Origin of the sequence: Flammeovirga sp. MY04 (genome assembly GCF_001682195.2) — a bacterium.
GTDB lineage: Bacteria > Bacteroidota > Bacteroidia > Cytophagales > Flammeovirgaceae > Flammeovirga > Flammeovirga yaeyamensis.
The window spans coordinates 4,300,001-4,320,139 of the sequence record NZ_CP003560.2 but is presented as its reverse complement, the minus strand read 5'-3'; the positions used below and the strand labels follow the sequence as shown (position 1 = coordinate 4,320,139).

General features: G+C 34.9%; 21 protein-coding genes, 4 tRNA genes and 2 rRNA genes (1 of these 27 running past the window's edge). 3 read left to right on the top strand and 24 right to left on the bottom strand.

The window, feature by feature from the left end:
• Nucleotides 1-74: 74 nt before the first annotated feature.
• From pfkA to MY04_RS17125, 10 genes are all read right to left on the bottom strand, one after another.
• Complete coding sequence (pfkA, locus tag MY04_RS17170) at nucleotides 75-1,046, bottom strand: 6-phosphofructokinase (RefSeq protein WP_066211680.1); 972 nt, start codon at nucleotides 1,044-1,046, stop codon at nucleotides 75-77.
• 62 nt (nucleotides 1,047-1,108) lie between these two features.
• A complete protein-coding gene (gene proC / locus MY04_RS17165) occupies nucleotides 1,109-1,927 on the bottom strand; it encodes a pyrroline-5-carboxylate reductase (protein ID WP_066211678.1) in 819 nt (272 codons plus the stop codon).
• A gap of 127 nt (nucleotides 1,928-2,054) precedes the next feature.
• Nucleotides 2,055-3,050: a signal recognition particle-docking protein FtsY gene (gene ftsY, locus MY04_RS17160; RefSeq protein ID WP_066211676.1), complete on the bottom strand. Its 996-nt coding sequence runs from the start codon at nucleotides 3,048-3,050 to the stop codon at nucleotides 2,055-2,057.
• 307 nt (nucleotides 3,051-3,357) lie between these two features.
• Nucleotides 3,358-3,510 carry a DUF4295 domain-containing protein gene (locus MY04_RS17155; RefSeq protein ID WP_084005937.1) on the bottom strand — a complete coding sequence of 51 codons (153 nt, stop codon included), beginning with the start codon at nucleotides 3,508-3,510 and terminating at the stop codon, nucleotides 3,358-3,360.
• Nucleotides 3,511-3,512: 2 nt separating this feature from the next.
• Nucleotides 3,513-3,695, bottom strand: coding sequence for a 50S ribosomal protein L33 (gene rpmG / locus MY04_RS17150; protein WP_044212429.1), 183 nt, complete (start codon nucleotides 3,693-3,695; stop codon nucleotides 3,513-3,515).
• A 46-nt stretch (nucleotides 3,696-3,741) separates the two neighbouring features.
• Nucleotides 3,742-3,978: a 50S ribosomal protein L28 gene (rpmB, locus tag MY04_RS17145; RefSeq protein WP_066211674.1), complete on the bottom strand. Its 237-nt coding sequence runs from the start codon at nucleotides 3,976-3,978 to the stop codon at nucleotides 3,742-3,744.
• A gap of 213 nt (nucleotides 3,979-4,191) precedes the next feature.
• Nucleotides 4,192-4,264: transfer RNA gene (locus tag MY04_RS17140), tRNA-Thr, on the bottom strand.
• Nucleotides 4,265-4,326: 62 nt separating this feature from the next.
• Nucleotides 4,327-4,402 (bottom strand) — tRNA-Thr (locus tag MY04_RS17135).
• A gap of 48 nt (nucleotides 4,403-4,450) precedes the next feature.
• A tRNA-Thr gene (locus tag MY04_RS17130) sits at nucleotides 4,451-4,523 on the bottom strand.
• A gap of 46 nt (nucleotides 4,524-4,569) precedes the next feature.
• Nucleotides 4,570-4,642: transfer RNA gene (locus tag MY04_RS17125), tRNA-Thr, on the bottom strand.
• Between the two features lie 126 nt (nucleotides 4,643-4,768).
• Between MY04_RS17125 and MY04_RS17120 the strand changes: the two genes are divergently transcribed.
• The gene (locus MY04_RS17120) at nucleotides 4,769-5,476 is read left to right on the top strand and encodes a TVP38/TMEM64 family protein (RefSeq protein ID WP_066211672.1); all 708 of its coding nucleotides are present in this window, start codon (nucleotides 4,769-4,771) and stop codon (nucleotides 5,474-5,476) included.
• Nucleotides 5,477-5,533: 57 nt separating this feature from the next.
• Here MY04_RS17120 and MY04_RS17115 read toward each other — a convergent pair whose 3' ends face one another.
• From MY04_RS17115 to MY04_RS17085, 7 genes are all read right to left on the bottom strand, one after another.
• A complete protein-coding gene (locus tag MY04_RS17115; protein ID WP_066211670.1) occupies nucleotides 5,534-6,415 on the bottom strand; it encodes a hypothetical protein in 882 nt (293 codons plus the stop codon).
• 95 nt (nucleotides 6,416-6,510) lie between these two features.
• Nucleotides 6,511-7,728 carry a CHASE2 domain-containing protein gene (locus MY04_RS17110; RefSeq protein WP_066211668.1) on the bottom strand — a complete coding sequence of 406 codons (1,218 nt, stop codon included), beginning with the start codon at nucleotides 7,726-7,728 and terminating at the stop codon, nucleotides 6,511-6,513.
• Between the two features lie 166 nt (nucleotides 7,729-7,894).
• The gene (locus MY04_RS17105) at nucleotides 7,895-8,080 is read right to left on the bottom strand and encodes a hypothetical protein (RefSeq protein WP_066211666.1); all 186 of its coding nucleotides are present in this window, start codon (nucleotides 8,078-8,080) and stop codon (nucleotides 7,895-7,897) included.
• A gap of 120 nt (nucleotides 8,081-8,200) precedes the next feature.
• Nucleotides 8,201-10,438: a WG repeat-containing protein gene (locus MY04_RS17100; protein ID WP_084005936.1), complete on the bottom strand. Its 2,238-nt coding sequence runs from the start codon at nucleotides 10,436-10,438 to the stop codon at nucleotides 8,201-8,203.
• Nucleotides 10,439-11,059, bottom strand: coding sequence for an NUDIX hydrolase (locus tag MY04_RS17095; RefSeq protein ID WP_066211662.1), 621 nt, complete (start codon nucleotides 11,057-11,059; stop codon nucleotides 10,439-10,441).
• 203 nt (nucleotides 11,060-11,262) lie between these two features.
• The gene (gene gcvH / locus MY04_RS17090) at nucleotides 11,263-11,643 is read right to left on the bottom strand and encodes a glycine cleavage system protein GcvH (RefSeq protein ID WP_066211660.1); all 381 of its coding nucleotides are present in this window, start codon (nucleotides 11,641-11,643) and stop codon (nucleotides 11,263-11,265) included.
• 152 nt (nucleotides 11,644-11,795) lie between these two features.
• Nucleotides 11,796-12,077: a hypothetical protein gene (locus MY04_RS17085; protein ID WP_066211658.1), complete on the bottom strand. Its 282-nt coding sequence runs from the start codon at nucleotides 12,075-12,077 to the stop codon at nucleotides 11,796-11,798.
• 184 nt (nucleotides 12,078-12,261) lie between these two features.
• Here MY04_RS17085 and dxr point away from each other — a divergent pair, with 184 nt between their 5' ends.
• Nucleotides 12,262-13,419: a 1-deoxy-D-xylulose-5-phosphate reductoisomerase gene (gene dxr, locus MY04_RS17080; RefSeq protein WP_066211656.1), complete on the top strand. Its 1,158-nt coding sequence runs from the start codon at nucleotides 12,262-12,264 to the stop codon at nucleotides 13,417-13,419.
• Between the two features lie 41 nt (nucleotides 13,420-13,460).
• Nucleotides 13,461-14,810, top strand: a complete 1,350-nt coding sequence (gene rseP, locus MY04_RS17075) for an RIP metalloprotease RseP (protein WP_066211653.1) — start codon at nucleotides 13,461-13,463, stop codon at nucleotides 14,808-14,810.
• A gap of 50 nt (nucleotides 14,811-14,860) precedes the next feature.
• Here the strand turns inward: rseP and MY04_RS17070 are convergent, their stop codons facing one another.
• The 7 genes from MY04_RS17070 to MY04_RS17040 all read right to left on the bottom strand — a co-directional run.
• Nucleotides 14,861-15,856, bottom strand: coding sequence for a TerB family tellurite resistance protein (locus MY04_RS17070; RefSeq protein ID WP_066211651.1), 996 nt, complete (start codon nucleotides 15,854-15,856; stop codon nucleotides 14,861-14,863).
• Between the two features lie 47 nt (nucleotides 15,857-15,903).
• Nucleotides 15,904-16,206, bottom strand: coding sequence for a thioredoxin (gene trxA / locus MY04_RS17065; protein ID WP_066211649.1), 303 nt, complete (start codon nucleotides 16,204-16,206; stop codon nucleotides 15,904-15,906).
• Between the two features lie 173 nt (nucleotides 16,207-16,379).
• Nucleotides 16,380-17,939 (bottom strand): Rne/Rng family ribonuclease, encoded by a 1,560-nt coding sequence (locus tag MY04_RS17060; RefSeq protein WP_066211647.1) that lies wholly within the window; start codon nucleotides 17,937-17,939, stop codon nucleotides 16,380-16,382.
• Nucleotides 17,940-18,326: 387 nt separating this feature from the next.
• Complete coding sequence (locus tag MY04_RS17055) at nucleotides 18,327-19,190, bottom strand: tetratricopeptide repeat protein (protein ID WP_158297745.1); 864 nt, start codon at nucleotides 19,188-19,190, stop codon at nucleotides 18,327-18,329.
• Nucleotides 19,191-19,266: 76 nt separating this feature from the next.
• Nucleotides 19,267-19,617, bottom strand: a complete 351-nt coding sequence (locus tag MY04_RS17050) for an HU family DNA-binding protein (protein WP_257794016.1) — start codon at nucleotides 19,615-19,617, stop codon at nucleotides 19,267-19,269.
• Between the two features lie 226 nt (nucleotides 19,618-19,843).
• Nucleotides 19,844-19,955, bottom strand: a 5S ribosomal RNA gene (gene rrf / locus MY04_RS17045).
• Between the two features lie 68 nt (nucleotides 19,956-20,023).
• Nucleotides 20,024-20,139, bottom strand: a 23S ribosomal RNA gene (locus tag MY04_RS17040) (it continues 2,763 nt past the right edge of the window).

Below are 20,139 nucleotides of genomic sequence, written 5' to 3'. Positions count from 1 at the left end.
GAACGCAAAACTAGTTGTTTCTACGTTCATTCCCAATTTTTATTCTAAGTAATAAAACTTAAAGCTAAAGTTGATTAGCTATTTAAGATTTCTACCATTTTATTTAACTCTACATCAAGAGGTTTTTTCTTGTTGATAGCGTCATCGAAAGATGTGTAAGCGATTTTGTCATCAATTACACCAGCCATAACGTTTGATTTTCCAGCAATCAAACCTTCAACCGCAGCAATACCCATACGGCTTGCTAAGATTCTGTCGATTGCACTTGGAGAACCACCTCTTTGAATGTGACCTAAGTTAGATACTCTGATGTCAAGGTTAGGCATTGCTTCTTTTGCTTTTTGAGCGATAAAGTGAGCGTTACCGATTTCCTCTCCTTCAGCGACAACGATAATATGAGACGGTTTTTCTTTATCACCACCTTTTTTCAAGTTATCGATTACTTCGTCGATTGAATCTGGAATCTCAGGAACCAAAATATCTTCGGCACCACCACCGATACCCGATTGCATAGCGATAAAACCTGCATCACGTCCCATTACTTCTACGAAGAATACACGGTCGTGAGATGCTGCCGTATCTCTAATTTTATCGATTGCATCCAAAGCCGTATTTACTGCTGTATCAAAACCGATGGTGTAATCAGTACCATAAAGATCGTTGTCGATAGTACCCGGGCAACCAATTGTAGGAATACCGAAGTCTTCCATCAATAATTTTGCACCTGTAAAAGTACCATTACCACCGATAGCTACTAGGCCATCAATACCTTCTTTTACACAGTTTTCGTAGGCTTTTTGTCTCCATTCTTTTTCTCTAAACTCATCGAAACGAGCAGATTTAAGAATAGTACCACCTAAACCAATAATATCAGAAACAGAATGAGATTCCATTGGAATAAAGTCAGCATCTGCCATACCTTTATATCCTCTACGAATACCTACTACTTCTAATCCATTGTAAAGTGCTGCTCTAACAACAGCTCTAACACAAGCATTCATTCCTGGCGCATCACCACCAGATGTAAAAACGGCTATCTTTTTCACTTAATTACTGTCTAAAATTTATATATCGAATATCTTCAAGAACTGCAATTCTTGAAATTTAGTTATTTACGGTCGAAATCATCTTTAATTACATCTATCGCTTTAAAAGAGGTTTTTACTCCTTTAATTAAAGATGAACTAAATCCTTGATGCTCCATTTCATTTAACCCTGCAATGGTACATCCTTTTGGAGTGGTTACCTTATCAATTTCATGTTCAGGGTGATTACCTGTTTCCATTAATAAAGATGCTGCTCCTTTTACGGTTTGTGCTGCAATAAGTTGAGATACTTGTGCTCCGAATCCAATTTCGATTCCACCTTGAGATGCCGCTCTAATAAAACGCATCGCATAAGCAATACCACAAGCACCTAATACTGTTGCTGCAGCCATTAGACTTTCATCTATAATAATTGCTTCTCCTAATTTACTAAAAAGATCAACAATCATTTCCTTTTGTTCTTCGGTACCATTGTCAGTAGCGATACAAGTCATTGATTCGCGAATGGCAATAGCGGTGTTGGGCATCGATCTAAATACAGGCTGATCTTTTCCTAACACTTCCGACATATCATTTAGTGATACTCCTGTTACGACTGAAGTGACCACTTGGTTACTCTTTAAATGAGGTTTTATTTCCTCCATTATCGATTTAATTTGAAAAGGCTTTATGGCCAAAACAATTAAATCTGCAGAAGCGACTGCTTCTGTGTTGTTACTGCTAACCTGCACACCTAGGTCTGACAGTTTTTTCAATAGCTTTACATTTCTTCTCGTAACCGTTAAATGCTCAGCGTTAATGTAATTACTCGCAATGAGGCCCTCAGCAATAGCTTGTCCCAGGTTTCCTCCACCGATAATAGTAATTTTTTCTGGCTTCATTATACTAGTGATTGTTAGTTCTAAACGACCAACAATTTACGTTATTTGTTTGGTTGATGAAGCCTTTTTAAGGTATTGTTCATAAAAAAAGTCATTCTATACTACATGGAATGACTTTTTTTATAATCTATTTTGTGTCTGTGGCATCTCTACCTCCGAAGAGCGATTCCACAAATTCCATTTTTCTAAACGCTTGCAAGTGGTCTATTCCTTCTCCTACACCTATATATTTCACAGGAATTTTAAATTCGTCTGAAATACCAATCACTACACCACCTTTAGCAGTACCATCTAATTTTGTGATGGCCAAACCAGAAACCTCAGTTGCTTTCATGAATTCTCTCGCTTGGTTTTGTGCGTTCTGACCTGTAGATCCATCAAGTACCAAAATCACATCGTGAGGTACGCCCGGTGCGACCTTCTGCATTGATCTTTTGATTTTTGATAACTCGTTCATCAAATTGACTTTATTATGCAATCTACCAGCAGTATCTACAATAATAATATCAGCATTTGATTCTACCCCTTTCTTCACCGCTTCGAAAGCAACTGATGAAGGGTCTACATTCATACCTTTAGCAACCACTTCCACTCCGGTTCTTTCTCCCCAAAGTTTTAACTGATCTACGGCTGCAGCTCTAAAGGTATCGGCAGCACCCAATACTACCTTATATCCTTTTGCTTTAAACTTCGCTGATAGTTTACCAATAGTTGTTGTTTTACCAACACCATTTACACCTACTACCAACATCACATATGGTCCTTCGATACCTTCAGGAATAGAAAAACCATCAACATCCTCACTTTTGTTTTCTCCTAGTAAAGAAGCAATTTCTTCGTGAAGGATGGTATTTAATTCTTTAGCATCAACGTATTTATCTCTTTCTACGCGCTCTTCAATTCTATCAATAATTTTCAGAGTAGTTTCTACACCTACATCTGAAGTCACTAATATTTCTTCAAGATTATCCAGTACATCATCATCTACTTTTGATTTACCAGCTACTGCTTTCGTAATTTTATCAAAGATAGATCCACGAGATTTCTCCAACCCTTTATCCAAGTTGCTTTTTTCCTCTTGACTGATCTCACTGTTTCCAAAAATTTTCTTAAAGAAGCCCATTGTTATGATGCGTATAATTCGAAATTAATAAAGACGTAAATTTCCGTGCTTTCAAATGCGAAAATAACGTTATAATTGTTAGAATCCCAATACTTTGAGTGATACTAGACTGTACGAAGAGTTGTCGATACATAATTCTTAATCATTTAACAATGATTTACACAACAACATTCCCTACATGTATTTTAATAATCAGTTGGTTTGGGATCTTTTTTATTCACTTTATAATGCAAAAAAGTGAATAAAATAAAAAACCCCGCAATCATGTTGCAGGGTGTTTTTCGAAAGAATAAGTTGTTTCAAGTAATTACTTAGCTAAGTAATCTTTTACTTGATCTTCCATGATAATCTCTTCTTTAAACGTGTATGCACCCGTTTTTGGAGATTTCACAGCTTTCACTACTTTAGCGTATTTTACGCCACCTTCTTTCTTAAGTGTTGCTACTACTTTCTTAGCCATAATTACTTAATTTCACGGTGAATAGTGTATTTCTTTAGAACCGGGTTGAACTTTCTTCTCTCCAAACGATCTGGAGTGTTCTTACGGTTTTTTGTAGTGATGTATCTTGAAGTACCTGGTTGCCCAGATGCTTTGTGCTCTGTGCACTCAAGAATCACTTGTACTCTGTTGCCTTTCTTAGCCATGACTTATTTTTTGTGGTAAGTGATTACCAAGTTAAACCAAGTTTAATTAGAAAGTTTTACCTTCCTTACGTGCTTGTTTCAAAACAGCTGAAATACCGTTTTTGTTGATTGTTCTCAAAGCACTAGTTGAGACTTTAAGCGTTACCCAACGATCCTCTTCAGGAATGTAAAAACGCTTCTTGTGCAAGTTAGGATAGAACTTACGTTTGGTCTTATTGTTTGCGTGAGAAACATTATTACCAACTCTCGTTCTTTTTCCTGTAATATCGCAGATTTTAGACATCTTTATATATATTTAATTAACGAGTCCGCAAATATCTGAATTTTCAACTAAAAGTCAAACAATCAGATACTTACATTATCATAAGTTTCAAAATCATTAACGATCAGGAGATCATCAGAATGTTTATAATAAAAAAAACCTTCCTAGCGACACGAATAAACAAATTCTAGAAATTGTAAACTCAAAATCGACAAAGAAGGTTTCAATACTATGAGCCTCCTATAGGAGTCGAACCTACGACCTACTGATTACAAATCAGTTGCTCTACCAGCTGAGCTAAGGAGGCAATACATATTTCGTCTTTAACCTAGCGCCGAGTTTGTTTCCAAACTGCCTAACTCCAAGACTTGGAGCCTCCTATAGGAGTCGAACCTACGACCTACTGATTACAAATCAGTTGCTCTACCAGCTGAGCTAAGGAGGCAATTTCAAATCAATCCACACGTCTTGTGAATGTTTGAAGAAAATATTGAGCCTCCTATAGGAGTCGAACCTACGACCTACTGATTACAAATCAGTTGCTCTACCAGCTGAGCTAAGGAGGCTTATATTTAATATTTTAATTATAATTGCACGTTTTGCAAAAATTTGAGCCTCCTATAGGAGTCGAACCTACGACCTACTGATTACAAATCAGTTGCTCTACCAGCTGAGCTAAGGAGGCTTTTTGCTTTCAGAAAGGAAGCCCTTTCCATTAAAGCGATGCAAATATAGATTCTTAATTTTTATTACACAAATCTAATTTGTTTTTTTTTACTTTGCAGTACTACAATTGACAGTTATTTAGAATATGAGTACAAAATTTAGAGCCATAAAACGTTTTTTCAAGCAAAATGCATCCTCTTTTTCCGTTGGAGGAGGCTTTAGTATTTTGCCCATTATTTTCAGCTCTACTGTACTCAGTTTAGCCTATGCCTATGAATCTGAAATCATGTCGTTCGATTGGAGAATGTGGATACTCGTTTACATAACTACCTGCTTTACAATGGCCTTTGCAATAACACCAACTACGCTTATTGCTATTTTATCAGGTTATTTTTTAGGATGGATTTCTCTGATCGGGTTGGTTCCTTCTTATTTAATGGCTGCCTTTATTTGTTATCAACTTATTTCTTGGGTTGATCATGGAAAATTTTCTAATTCTATTAAAGAAAATAAAATTGCTATGGCTATTGTCGACACCGTTCATCAATCTCCACTAAAAATTGTCATCTTCACTAAAATTTCTCCAATTCTTCCTTTTGCCTTAAGTAATATGTTGCTGGCATGGGCTAAAACTCCCATAAAGCAATTCTTATGGGGATCTCTAGTAGGAATGCTCCCGAGGAGTATCATAGCTGTATGGGCAGGTAAGACGCTTGTAGACATCACGCATATATCAGAAGGAGATTCTACTCAAACTTATCAACAAGTTGTTATTGGTTTGTTGATTATCCTATCGATCGTTGGACTAACGAGTTCATTTAAAAAGAATATTGAGAAGCAGCTTCAGAAATAGGCATAAAAAAAGTCATCAAAATTAAATTTGATGACTCTATAAGGATGACGTTATTTTCTAGCTTCCGTATCTCGATTGGAAATCTTGATACATTTTTGTGTATTGCTTATCTCCATTAGATAATGCAATTGCTTTTTCATATGCTGATGAAGCGTTCACAATAAAGCCTTTATCTTCATAATATTTAGCAAGGATCAAGTGACCAATTGCTGTATTGTTCTCTTTTAATTGAGCTAACTCTTTATCAGTTTCTTTATCCTCTCCCATCATATACACTTGGAAAGCGTACATATCTGATGATATTTTATGATTAGAAGCATCTTCTACATAATAGAATAAATACTTTTGATCTTTCAACTTAGCATCGTTTAAGTCTAATTTATAAGATGTCCCTTGCACATCGTCTTCAACAAGAACGTGTTGCTTTCTATCTTTAATGTAGATTTTAAACTTATCATTTGATGAAACCCCTTCTTTAAGTGCCCAAGTTAATGTTACCTCCGATTTGATAGCATTAGAATTAATTGGAGCATAGAAATAAATAGGTTTTTTCTTTAATGATCTTGTAACTGAACCATATTTCGCTTGTGATGAAGTTTCTCCAGATGAACCTGTTAATTCATCTTTAATAAAATCTACATATTTAGAAACTAGGTCGTTATTTTTGTTTGATAATTTCTTCTCTAGGTCGTTCACTTCAAAAGAACCTTTTTTAGTAAGTTCTAAAGTTCCACCTGCAATGTAAGCTAATCCTAAATAAGGGTTTGTCCCATTCACTTTAACTGAGGCATTAGACACAAGCATATCACCAACATTGACTTTTTTACCGTCTGATGTGATCTCTCCCTTCGCACCTAAAACCATAAACTTAGCTTCTTGGGCATTGACATATGTAAAGCTTAGAAGTAAAAGAAGAAAGCTGAGTAATTTGGTTTTCATAATTATATATTTTATCTCAAGAAGTCCTAAAACGTGGATGTAGTTATTAATACGGTAAACTACATTAAAAGTTATTCACAAATTACGAAAAGATCCTATTTTTTCAATTTATCCTTTGCTTTGTACAAAACCCTCAAAATTATTTCTGCGAATATTTCAATTAAATCACCGGATAATAATATAACAATAAATAGAAGCGTAAAGTTCGCTATGTACTTAAATTGACCATATAAATAGATTGTCAAAAACATCACAATAATTGCCTCTATTAACTGTATAGACTTTGTTATAGCATTATACCAAATCGCTAAATTTCTGTTTTCTACAATCCAAATAAATATGATTGCATTGAAATAACATACAAGAAAAGCCAATATATAACTAAAGCTATCCGACATTTCATCTACATAATTCCCATCCAAAATCATAGAAATAATATTGGCATGAACCACTACACCGTACATATCAGGGTAACCTCTACCTACAGAATTCTTGTTTAATGGCGTAAAAAACTTATCTGCATCCCAGTGTTTGTCTCTGTAACCGTCTCCCATGTACCCCATCAAAACAATTTTATCTTTGACTAATTCAAAAGATTTTTCGGGGTCATTAAAATCTTCAATATCAAGCTTAAAATAGAATTTCTGATTCCCTTTAAAGAATATCGTTTCTTTTTCATTTCCTCTTTCCAAAAACTTTTTAGTCTTTTCTGGAGCAAACTTTTCAGCCAATTTTACTGCCAAAGCATATTCTCTTTCTCCATTGATATCTACATATACAGGAAAATCTCTCCAAGTAGTAAACTCCTCATCCGTTAGGATACCTGTGTAAACATGTGCATGATCTGTTTTGGCTGCAAAAGGGGCATAAGGTAGTTTTAATGTATCGAACTCATTGGTTTCTACATTCCAATTATCAGGCATTGTGGCCATCACAAAGGATTTCCCCACTTGATTCAATGCTTGAGCAAGCATAAAATCGCCGGCTGGATTTTTGGGTCTAGGTCCAACAAAAGTGGCATCGATACCAATTACTTTAGGTTTGTATTGGTTTATCCTCAAGATCTGTTTTGCAATACCTGCTCTATCTAAGTTACCGATATTTACAAGTACAACATTGGGCTCGAACTTAAAACCTTCATTTGCTTCTGCTTCTGTATAGTAGACATCGGTTAATTCGAAGTTTTCAAATACTTGCTCGAACACATTCACTACTTCCACCTGAAGGTTGGAAGCCTGTAATAACCATAGGAAAATAAATATGAAAACAGTTCCTAGAAATGCTTCTTTATTGAAAAGTCTAATCTTAGTCATAAGAGATTGTCATAGTAGTTTTTGCTTATAAAAAATACAAGCAAGAGAAAAAAAAGAATGCCTTTGTTTACTTAACGCAAACAAAGGCATTTTTCATCTATTAATAAACTATTTATTTCAGTTATTTTTCTATTTCTGATATTTTAAAAGGATTTACTTATTCCAATTATTGTGATAATGAAAAAAGGACATTTCCTTCAGTATATTTTTCAACCAATACTCCATCCTTCAAAACTTCCATTTGATGATCATCGACTACTTTATTTAGTGTCAGATGATTTTTTACAGATCCAAATAAAACTCCGATTGATAGAGTAAATAGTAGTGAGAAAATTATTTGTAGAAATCGCATAATATTGAGGTTTGTACTTTCTATTATACTTGGCCTAAGAACATTTCGTTCCTGTTTTTATACAAACATATCTTAATCACTATCTGATTATCAGAATATTACAATTTATACAATTAGGCTTTATTTCATTAAAACTTCCTCTTTTGTGGCCTTTGATTTTGTGAGTTCCACCCACTTTTTATTATCAAGTAATTTGATTTTTTGATACTGTAACGACCATGACGAAAAACCATCAATTCTATCTAAACCAAATAATCCGTGCTGTTCAACAATAACGTAATCAATTCCTAAATCATCAATTTCTTGATATTTACCATAAATGCCTTGCACTCCTCCAGGCTTGTAAATTCCTTTTTTACCGCCTTTCTCCCACACATACCAATTATTATAAGGTGTTCTTTCTATGTTTTCGTACTCAAATGGAATAATTACTTTCCCTTCCGAATTGATCACTCCCCATCGATTATTCTTTTTGGCTTTAGCCATATTCTTTACTAACGGATATAAATCGTCGTATCTAGGTTGTAAATAAATATGATCGCCTTTATTAATAAAGCCCCATCGATTATTCAGTTTAAAAGGAGCCAATCCTTCAGAGAATCCTTTAACATCTTCATACTGCACTGTAAGTCGCATTCTACCTAAGTAATCCATAAATCCGTAACGGCCTCTTTGTTTTACTTTTGTAAACACTTCATGAGGTTCTCCTACTTCATCGTATTTTGCATAGGCATCACGTTTAGGCTCTCCCTCGAAATTATGAACATCCTTATATAGCCAAGTACTATCAATGTACATATCTACTCTTCCTTCGGAAAGGTGATCAAATTTTAAAGAATCATAAGAAGTACTCAAACACAGCTCACCTTTATTGGTCAGTAATCCGAATTTCCCTCCTTTTTTCATAATCACGTACCCATCTTCGAAATATTCCACAGTGGCATTATCAGAACGATACCACTCATAGCCGTCTACCGATAAGGTACCCCACATCTGATTATCTTCAAAATAAAACAGTCCTTCTGAAATGGTTTTTAATCGATCAATAATTGGCGTTATCACCCAATTTTTATTTAAATCGATTACACCATAATAATCATCTGTTCGTACTACTGCGTAAGGACCAACAAATGATTCCGCATCCGAAAATTTAGGAGAAATCCATTCTTTTAAATTGCTATCTAAATAACCATACTTTCTCGCCTTTTTCACCAAATATTTTCCTTGAGAATACTCCCCCACCATATCGTAATTATGGTAAGTGAGGTTCTTTCCTGCTTCGCTATAAATATCGGTAAAGTTGTTTTTATCTAGGGTCCAGAAGTGGCCCGTAGGCATTCTCTTTACATTCTTAAATTTGAGGGGAATAATCAATTTGCCTTTAGTATTACACACCCCATAGGTATTTTTCTTTCTGATGATGGCCAATCCATCTTCAAAATCTCCCACTTCATCATATAAATTGAAGAAGATGTTTTCCCCATTCAATCTTGCAATTCCTACTTTATGGTCAACATAATACCTTACTAGAGTATCTGATGCATAACTGAGGCTATCACAGTTCCAGGTAGAAAATTTATCTCCTTCGATATCTCCTAAAATCAATTCTGGATATTTATCGACAATTATGGTAGAATCTGTAAACGAGAAGGATTTATACTTTATATCAAATACTTTTTCTGAAGTCTCGTTCAACATTCCTTTTCGGCCATTCTGATCAAGTATTAATTTCTTATGCTTATGGTTCCAAGTCCAATCAGAATATTCTTCATTAGCATATAATTTCCCTTGATAATCGACTAAATGCCACGTTCCTTTTTGGGTCATTGCTGCTAGTAGCTGAGTTCCTGCCCACTTTATGGATATATATTCGATAGGGAGAATCACATCACCTTTAGGATTAATCAAACCTTGTAAACCATTATTTGTCACTACATACAAAGGCTTATTTCCTGCTAGAGACCTCATCTTTTGAAAAGTTAGTGGTATCACCTCCTCACCTTTCGTATTGATGGCTCCAAATCTTCCATTATCTGCAACGATAGACAAACCGTCTGAAAAATAGTTGACTTGATCGTACTTAATTGGAGTAACTTCTTTGCCTTTTGTGTTAATCACACCCCACTTTCCATTTCTGCTTACTCCAACTACGTTGATGTACATCAATGGATCACTATCTGGGTTAGCATCATCCGACCACCCCATATCATCGTAAGGTTCCGGAGTAAGCACTTTACCTTTTTTATTTACTAACTGATATCCGCTTTCTGATTTTACTATTTGTTGTGCATTCAGAGTCATGGCTTGAAGCATTAAAAGCAGTATACCCAGCAAAAATATATTTCGTCTATTTGTCATTTATTCGATTTCGCATTGAAGTAAAACATCCTTAATGGACTTGTAGGTATTCTTCCAAATCGTCGTTTTTACCTGATCTTTAGGCATCCATATAATTTCTTCAATTCCCTCCTCTTCTTGAGGAATAGCTACCTGATTTTCTAAATCAGAACGCATCTTAAACCAATATGTATGCTTTAAAACGTGTCTCCCTTTATAAATATAGGTGTGAAACGACTCAACTATAGTTGAGTAAATTGTGGCTGAAATACCCGTTTCTTCTTTCACTTCCCTTTCAGCACATTCCTCAATAGTCTCTCCTTTATCCAAGTGTCCTTTGGGAATATCGTACACTCCATTTCTTTTGATGATCAAAAGTTCATCTTTTTCGTTATGTACCACACCACCTCCGGCAACTCTAACCTGAAATTTATCCAGTAAGTCTGTTTTTGTTTGATTGTAATTCGTTGTATAGAATATATATTTCGGAGCTCCAGCAATATTTTCTGATGCAGCTGCAAGATATCTCGACCAAACAGTTTCTGCAGAAGCGTTTCCATAAATCACAAAACGTTCTTCGTTTGGGTGTTTATCGTTTTTATCTCTTATTTCAAAAGATACCTTTCCTGTATAAAATTGCATTCCGAACTTTTTTATGTTGACTTCAAAAACTGATGATTTAGTGAAATCAAACGGATAAAAATTGCTTGATGATACCTTAAATAAAACCTAATTCGTTTCTATCTGTAAGTGACATCATCAAATGATACTCTAAATTAAAAAAAATGACATAAAAAAAAGAGTTGAACAAGAATGTCCAACTCCAATTTAATTTTTTCTGCTATCTAGTCTGCTATCTCAGCTTGGTAAGCTTCACTAGTCATTAGACCTTCCACTTCAGCTGGATCGTTCAATTTAATTTTGATCATCCAACCTTCTCCATAAGGATCAGAGTTTACTAATTCAGGTGCAGCATCAATTGCTTCGTTAATTTCTACTACTTCGCCAGCTACTGGCATAAATAAGTCAGATACAGTTTTTACCGCTTCTACTGAACCGAAAACCTCACCTTCTTCAACTTCTTCACCTTCAGCAGTGATGTCAACGAATACGATGTCGCCTAATTCACTTTGTGCAAATTCAGTGATACCTACATAAGCAAATTCACCTTCTACACGTACCCACTCGTGATCTTTTGTGTATTTTAATTCTGCTGGAAAATTCATGGTAATATTAAATATTATATGTGATTTATCTATGGTTTTCGTAAAGGACGAAAAACTTCGGACAAATAAACAATTAAAGACAGATATTTACAATACTTAAATGTAGTTTAAAATAAATTAATGCTTGATCTATAGTATTTATCCAAATCTGTTTAGTCATTATCCACAATAATAGAATCTTGATTTAATGTTTCTACGGTAAATTTCAAATTTTCGAAAATAACATCTTGGGCGTTATCTCTTAAATTTGATTGTAACAATACATTATCTCCTTTAGGAATAATAAGCTCCTTTTGCAGAACGAAAGTACTGTCTTTTAAGATGACATCCACATCGAGTTCTATCATCTTATCATATAAGGAATCTGTATTTTGAAGCTTCATTACAGCGTAGGTATGGTGCAGTGCTTCAGGCTTTTTTTTGATCACTAACACACTAACATTGTTGCTATTTAAGATTTCTTGCCATGATTCTGTGATTCTAAACCTTTTTTCTTGACAAAAAGCCGGTTCTGAATAAAAAGAAATGCTAAAAACTAGAAAGAGAAGTAACTTAGGTGTTATTTTGCAAGGCAGAAATTGATTTACATTTTTGTAAAGACGAATAAACAAAGATTTTATGACCGCAAAGTCAGTCGCGATCCTTGGATCTACAGGATCAATTGGCACGCAAGCCTTAGATGTGGTACGTGCAAATACTTCTTTATTTTCTATAAGCATTCTTTCGGCAGGTAATAATGTCGATTTATTAATAAAGCAATGTATTGAGTTTAAGCCTAGATTTGCAATAATAGGCAACAAAGATAAGTTTTCTTCTCTTAAAGAAGGATTAAAAAACGAAGACATTCAACTTCTTGCTGGTGTTGACGGTATTTGTGAGGCACTTGTTAGTGTAAAAAGTGATATCGTTTTAACTGCTTTAGTAGGATATGCAGGTTTAAAGCCAACGTTAACTGCCATAGACCAAGGTATTACAATTGCTTTAGCCAATAAAGAAACTCTAGTAGTGGCTGGAGAGCTGGTAACAGCTAGAGCTCAGGAAAAAAATGTAGCTATTATTCCTGTTGATTCAGAACACTCTGCAATTTTCCAATGTTTGGTAGGCGAAGATCATAACCCAATAGAGAAAGTGATTCTTACCGCTTCAGGTGGACCTTTTAGAGGAAAAAAGCGAGATGAACTTTTAGAAGTGACCAAAACACAGGCTTTGAAACATCCGAATTGGAGTATGGGTGCAAAAATCACTATCGATTCAGCATCACTTATGAACAAAGGATTGGAAGTTATCGAAGCAAAGTGGCTTTTTGATGTTGACGATCATCAAATTGATGTTATCGTACATCCTCAATCTATCATTCACTCTCTCGTTCAATTTGAGGATGGATCTATGAAAGCACAAATGGGATTACCTGATATGAAACTTCCTATTCAGTATGCTCTTGGTTATCCTAACCGTTTGCCATCTGATTTCGAAAGATTCAATTTTATGGATTATCCAACTCTTACTTTCGAAACACCTGATAAAGATACCTTCGTTAACTTACAATTGGCCTACAATGCCTTAAAACAAAAAGGCAATGCTGCTTGTATTCTTAATGCAGCAAATGAAATTGCTGTAGAAAGATTCTTAAACGATGAAATTAAATTTTTAGAAATTGCTGAATTGAATTCCTATTGCATGGAAAATTATCAGTACATTGCGTCGCCTTCTTATGAGGACTATGTAGCTACAGATACTCAAGTGAGGGAATTAGCTAAAAATTGGAGAACAAAATAAAAAAATAAAATCATAGCACAGCGCTATGTTTCAATAGATATATGGATGCATTAGTTATGGCGGCTCAGCTTATCGCGGGGCTATCAATATTAGTTGGTATTCACGAATTTGGTCACTTTGCAGCAGCAAAGATTTTTAAAATTCGTGTCAATAAATTTTACTTATTCTTTGACTTCCTTTTCCCTTTCCCAAACCTTCTTAAGTTTTCTATTTTTAAGTTTAAAAAAGGAGATACAGAATATGGTCTAGGATGGTTCCCTATGGGTGGCTATGTGGATATTGCAGGAATGATTGATGAATCAAAAGGTGCGGATGACCTAGAAAGTGTTCCTCAACCTTGGGAATTCAGAACAAAGCCTGCATGGCAAAGATTAATTGTGATGATGGGTGGTATTATCATGAATGTAATAACAGGTATTGTTATCTTCATTGGTATGAATTATCACAACGGAGAAACATATATTCCTATTGAAGAAGTAAATAAATATGGTGTTTATGCTTCTAAACTAGGAGAAAAAATTGGTATCCGTACAGGCGATAAAATTATTAATGCCAATGGTGAAAAAGTAACTAGATACAGCGACATCACTGATGGAGACTTTTTCTTTGCTGATGATAACTATTTGACTGTTCTTAGAGATGGCAAAGAAGTTAAAGTAGTCTTCCCTAAAGAGACGATCGATTGGATGAGTGACAAGGAGTTCGAAAATATGCGTTATGTATATCCAAGATATCCTTTCAAAGTAAAAAGACTTTTAGAAGGTTATCCTGCGGAACAAGCTGGACTTAAAGAAGGAGACGAACCTATAGCTATTAACGGTGTAGATGTACCTTACTTCTTTGAATTTACTGAAGAATTATCAAAGTATAAAGAAAAAGAAGTGACACTATCCGTTAACAGAGGAGGTCAAATTATTGATCTTAAATTAGCAGTTAACGAAAATGGGAAAGTCGGTTTTGAGCCACAGTTTAATATAAAATTTGAATCTCATCCTTACACATTAGAAGAAGCTATTCCTGTGGGAACAAAACAGGCCTTCAATGTCATTATTCTTCAAATAAAAGGATTCGCAAAAATATTTAAAGGAGAAGTTTCTGCGAGTAAATCTATTCAAAGCCCAATTGGAATGGCGAAGATTTATGGTTCTGTTTGGGATTGGAATAGATTCTGGACATTAACCGGGTTATTATCTATGGTCTTAGCATTTATGAACTTCTTGCCTATTCCTGCTTTAGATGGTGGCCATGTAGTTTTCTTGACTTACGAAATGATCACTAGAAAGAAACCTTCAGAAAAAGTATTGATGGTGGCACAACAAATCGGAATGTTGCTACTATTGTCAATAATGATATTTGCTTTTGGAAACGATATATTCAAGTTGTTCCAATAATAATTTAAAAGCATAAAAAGTCCCTTTGATGTTTTATCAAAGGGACTTTTTTATTTATAATCAAATAGTGTGGATCGCATCTTGAGCACTTTTGCTTCTGTATCTACAAGGTAGAATACAGTATGTGCTATATCTTCAGGGATACCTAATAATTCCGCTGCTTTTTCGGTGGCTTCTTTTTCTTTTTCTGGAAAATCAGCATCCGCATTGGCCATTTTAATAGCATTGTATAATAATGTACGCTGAAAATTAATGGTGACATCTACTTTTAAGTTATTCAGGACTTCCTCAAGATCTCCGTTAAGATAATCGTATTCGACGACTTGCTTAGCGATATGTTCAGGTGTTTCAGAAACCCTCACAAATTGATTCAAGTACCAATCTTTTTCAGCATCAGATACTACTCCATCAGCACCTGCGATAATCATCAAAGCATACCCATAATTTAATTGAGTGTCTTCGCAAGTAAAACGAACGCCGAAAGTATTTCTTTCTAACACTGAAGCAGGCTTCATGTTTAGAGATTTCAAATCAGAAATAGGATGTGCTTCATCATCTTCAAGTTCAAAGAGAGATTTCCGAATCATCTCTAACGACTTTTCTGTATTTACTAAACCTTCAATAGTTTTAGCAATAAAGAAAGGTACGCCTAGCAATTCTGCAGCATTATGAACTGCTTCTTTTTCTTCCTTTGCATACACTTCGTCTGCTCTTGCCATCATTACAGCATCGTAGACTAATGTACGTCTATAGTTCATGGGAACATCAATATCAAGATTTTCAAGTTCATGTTTTAAATCGAAGTTGATAAAATCGAATTCTTTGATTTCTTGTTTCTGTTCCTCAGAAGCACCTACAATATCCAGAAAATCATTAAACACCCAATTCATTTCTTCTTCAGATACTTCTCCATCAGCTCCAGAAATAGCTAATAATATTTTCACGTAATTCATCCATGAATCTTTATCGACATCATTGCAGGAATGAATAACAGTAGCTAAAGGAGAGGCTTGTATAACCTCTTGAGTGGTTTGAATAATAGACATTTTGATAGAATCTTGTAGTTAATTATTCTACTAAAATTTAGTAAAGATTAATTGATATGCTTGCTTAATATTTTCTCTAATTCGAATTCAGGAAGTACGCCTGAGTTTCTCCACAAAATTTTGCCTTTATGAAATAAAATCAATGTAGGAATACTTCTCACCTGATATTTCATCATTGCTTTTTGATTATTGTCGGAGTTCACTTTGATTACTTTTAACTTGTCGCCCATTTTAGTTTTAATAGAGCGAATTGTCGGAGCAATCATATGGCAAGGTTGACACCAATCTGCATAGAAATCGACCAATACAGGAACTTCTGAGTTCTGTATCAAGTTACTAAATTTTGACATAATCTATATTTTTATTTATTATTTCCACTTTAAATACATGATTTTCAAAGAATATATCCAAGACAATATCTCCGAATAAATCACAATACAAATATATGAACTAATTTTCATATATTCATATATATAAATAAAAGAAAAGCTTCCACCACATCTTGTGTGATAGAAGCTTAAAATCATTTTAAAGAAATTTCTTCATCATGATGATCAAAGAATTTATATTCGGATAATGCTAAAGAAGAATCCTCAAAAATTTTGATCCATTTGAAATGATTAAAGAACCACTTCATTCTTCGAGAAGGGAATCCTCCAGTAAAGTAGGAATAGAGATACGGGTGAACGCCTAATTTTAATTTTTGACCATTCTGTTTCTCTAATAAATACATCACCTCTGCTTCAACTTGATCAGCAATTGCGATAGATGCTGTAATTTTTCCAGTACCGTTACACGTTGGACATTTCTCTTTCGTTACAATACTTAATTCTGGCCTAACACGTTGTCTCGTGATTTGCATCAAGCCAAATTTACTCAACGGTAGAACTGTATGTTTCGAACGGTCCGCCTTCATTTCTTGCTTCATATGCTGATACAACTTCTGCTTGTGTTCAGCCTTCTTCATATCTATGAAGTCAATGACAATGATACCACCCATATCACGTAATCGTAATTGACGAGCGATTTCGGTAGCCGCTTCTAAGTTCACGTTGAATGCAGTAGCCTCTTGGTTATTCTCTGCATTCGACTTATTACCACTGTTAACATCAATAACATGTAGTGCTTCGGTATGTTCGATTACCAAATACCCTCCACTTCCTAAGCTAACAGTTTGACCAAAGAGTGTTTTTAGTTGCTTCTCGATACCTGTGTGTTCAAAAAGCTTGGTCTTTCCGGTATAGTGTTTAACAATTCCGGCTTTGTCTGGTTGAATTTGTTGGATGTATCTTCGAATTTCATCGTAAACATCTTTATCGTCTACAGTAATACTGTCGAACGACTCGTTAAGAATATCTCTTAACATAGAAGTGGCACGATTCATTTCTCCGATGACCTTTTCGCGTGGCTTAGCGACTTTCAGTTTTTCTACACCTTCTCCCCATTTAGTAACCAAATCTCTAAGGTCATTATTAAGTTCGGGTGCTTCTTGTCCTTCAGCAACTGTTCTAATAATTACACCGAAGTTTTCGGGTTTAATAGAATTTACAAGTTTAAGAAGTCTTCTTCTTTCACTCGCATCAGTAATTTTTTTGGATATGTTTACTGTGTTACTAAATGGAACTAAAACTAAATATCTACCTGCCAACGATAGTTCACATGACAATCTAGGACCTTTTGTAGAAATTGGCTCTTTTACAACTTGTACCATAATCTTTTGATTTTGTTTCAGTACTTCGTTGATTTTTCCGAGCTTGTCAATTTCTGGTTCTAAACGAAACTGCTTCAAGTTTTCACTCACATGCTTATGATGTTTTCCTTGTGCCAACTTGATGTATTTCAATAGGGATCTCACTTTTGGACCTAAATCCAAGTAATGAAGAAAAGCATCTTTATCATACCCAATGTCAATAAATGCAGCATTTAAGCCAGGTACTACTTTTCTTACTACTCCAAGATAGATATCTCCTACTTGAAATTTTGTTTCATCATTGTCATAATGAAGTTCTACCAGACCTTTATCTCGCATAAGGGCAATTCTACTTCCCTCTTGCGTTGAATTGATAACTAGTTCATTACTCAACTCAATAAAAGTTTAAGGTGGACAATAAATTAAATGTACATGCAAATATGCATGCGTATCTACGTTTAGATACTTTTGTTTCCTTTAAGATAAGGAAAAACCTTGTCCAAGAAAACTTGAGCAAGGTTCTGTTCTTTTGTAAGCTGCGACTAGAACATTACTTTTTCTTGTGTCTGTTCTTTCTAAGTCTTTTCTTTCTCTTGTGAGTCGCGATCTTATGTCTTTTTCTTTTCTTACCGCAAGGCATATTCTTACAGTTTAAATTGTTTGAAATCTTTTCTTTAACTCATCTGACAAACACATAGTTGTCCATCAAACGAGTGCGCAATTTAAGGGAAATTTTGGATAAAAACGAATATATCTCAAAATATTCCATTCTTATTTACATTAATTATCCCATTCTGCTAGAGTTTGTGTAGCAGAAAGGCGAATTTCCTCAGTATCAGCATTTTTACTGATGTATTTCATCTCTTCTATTGCTTCTTTATTTTTGCCCGAACTATTCAAAGCAATCGCCAAATAGAAACGAGATTCCATATCTTTAGGATACAATTCTTTTACTTTTTCAAAGCGTTCGATGGCTTTATCAAATTGACCTGATTGTATCGATAATATCCCTAAACTAGATAATGCTAGCTGATGCTCTGGATCTTTTGCCAACACTTCTCTAATCATAGTAATACCTTTCATTGGTGCTTCAGAAACAACATACGTCATACCAATTTTTACTTTTGCATCAAGATCTTCACCATTGATATCAATATACTTTTGGTAATTTTCTCTTGCCAATTTTGCCATCTTAGCAGACTTCTGCTCGCTCATTGCAAAAGTAAAAGCTTGATAATACGCATTTGCCCCCTCTTTTAATTCTTCGATATTTTTGGTTTGACCGTATGATGCCAATTTCCAACCTGCAGCCTGATCGAATTTATTCATTCTGAATAAAAGTTCGTATGCTGTGTTAGCAATAGTTGATTTTTCACCGGATGCTTTGGCAGATGAAAAAGCGTGTTCTAAAGAGTCTAAAGTGTTTTGTGTATCTGCTGGAAGTTTATCATGTGCTCCCATCGCCGCATCTGTTTGATGATCATGATCGCTATGGTCATGTCCATCGTCTTCTGAATGTGTTTCTGCAGTTGGTGCTGATTCTACTGATTCTGTATTATCAATAATTACAGCTTTTGGTAACAGTGCAAATAAGGCGATAAGTACTATACCTGAAAAAATGAGTATGTATTGTTTTTTTCCCATTGCCATTTTTGGTTTAAAAAAATTGTCCACCCTTTCTAAAAGAGTGGACAATTTATAAATTTCTAATCAATAAAGCTTAGTTTTCGTTGATCAAACGAACTTTGTCACTTCCTTTGATTTTTTCAACAAACTCTTTAGAAGGTTTGAAGCTTGGAATGAAGTGCTCAGGAATAGGAATGATCTCTCCTCTTGAGATATCTCTACCTTTTTTAGAAGCACGCTTCTTATTAACAAAGCTACCAAAACGACGGATGTAGATATTGTTACCTTCAGCCATTTTATCCTTCACAACATTAAAGAAGTCTTCAAGAACTTGACCTACAATTTCCTTATCTACTTCTACCATTGTCGCTGCATTTGAAGTCTGTGCTTCTTGACGCTTCTCAATTTTTCTGAGAATTTCTGTGATTACTTCTGCTTTAGTCACTTTAGTGATATTTTTAATTTATAAGATTGCTCCCCCAATACTTCTCTCACAATGAGTGAAGTACCAAAAGGCCGTTAGCCTAAATTGTACTTACAAAGGTAATAATCAATACGTTAAAATAATAGTACTTTGCTATTATAAATTACTGATTAACAATTTATTAGATATTTTTCACAAAAAAAGGTTAGCCAACATCTCGTGTTAACTAACCTTCTATATTTAATGAATGTGGCGCCGACTTACTCTCCCGGGGGTTAACCCAGTACCATCAGCACTGTAGGGCTTAACTGCTCTGTTCGGAATGGGAAGAGGTGAACACCTACGTCATTGGCACCATCAATGTCTTAATATCATTGACTGTGAACAGTAAAAACTTTGTCGGTGCCCCCATCAGGGGACACCAACCGAAGAAAAGCTTTCGGGCGATTAGTACTTCTCAGCTTAATCCATCTCTGAACTTACACTTGAAGCCTATCAACGTCATCATCTATAACAACCCTCATAAGGAAATCTCATCTCGAG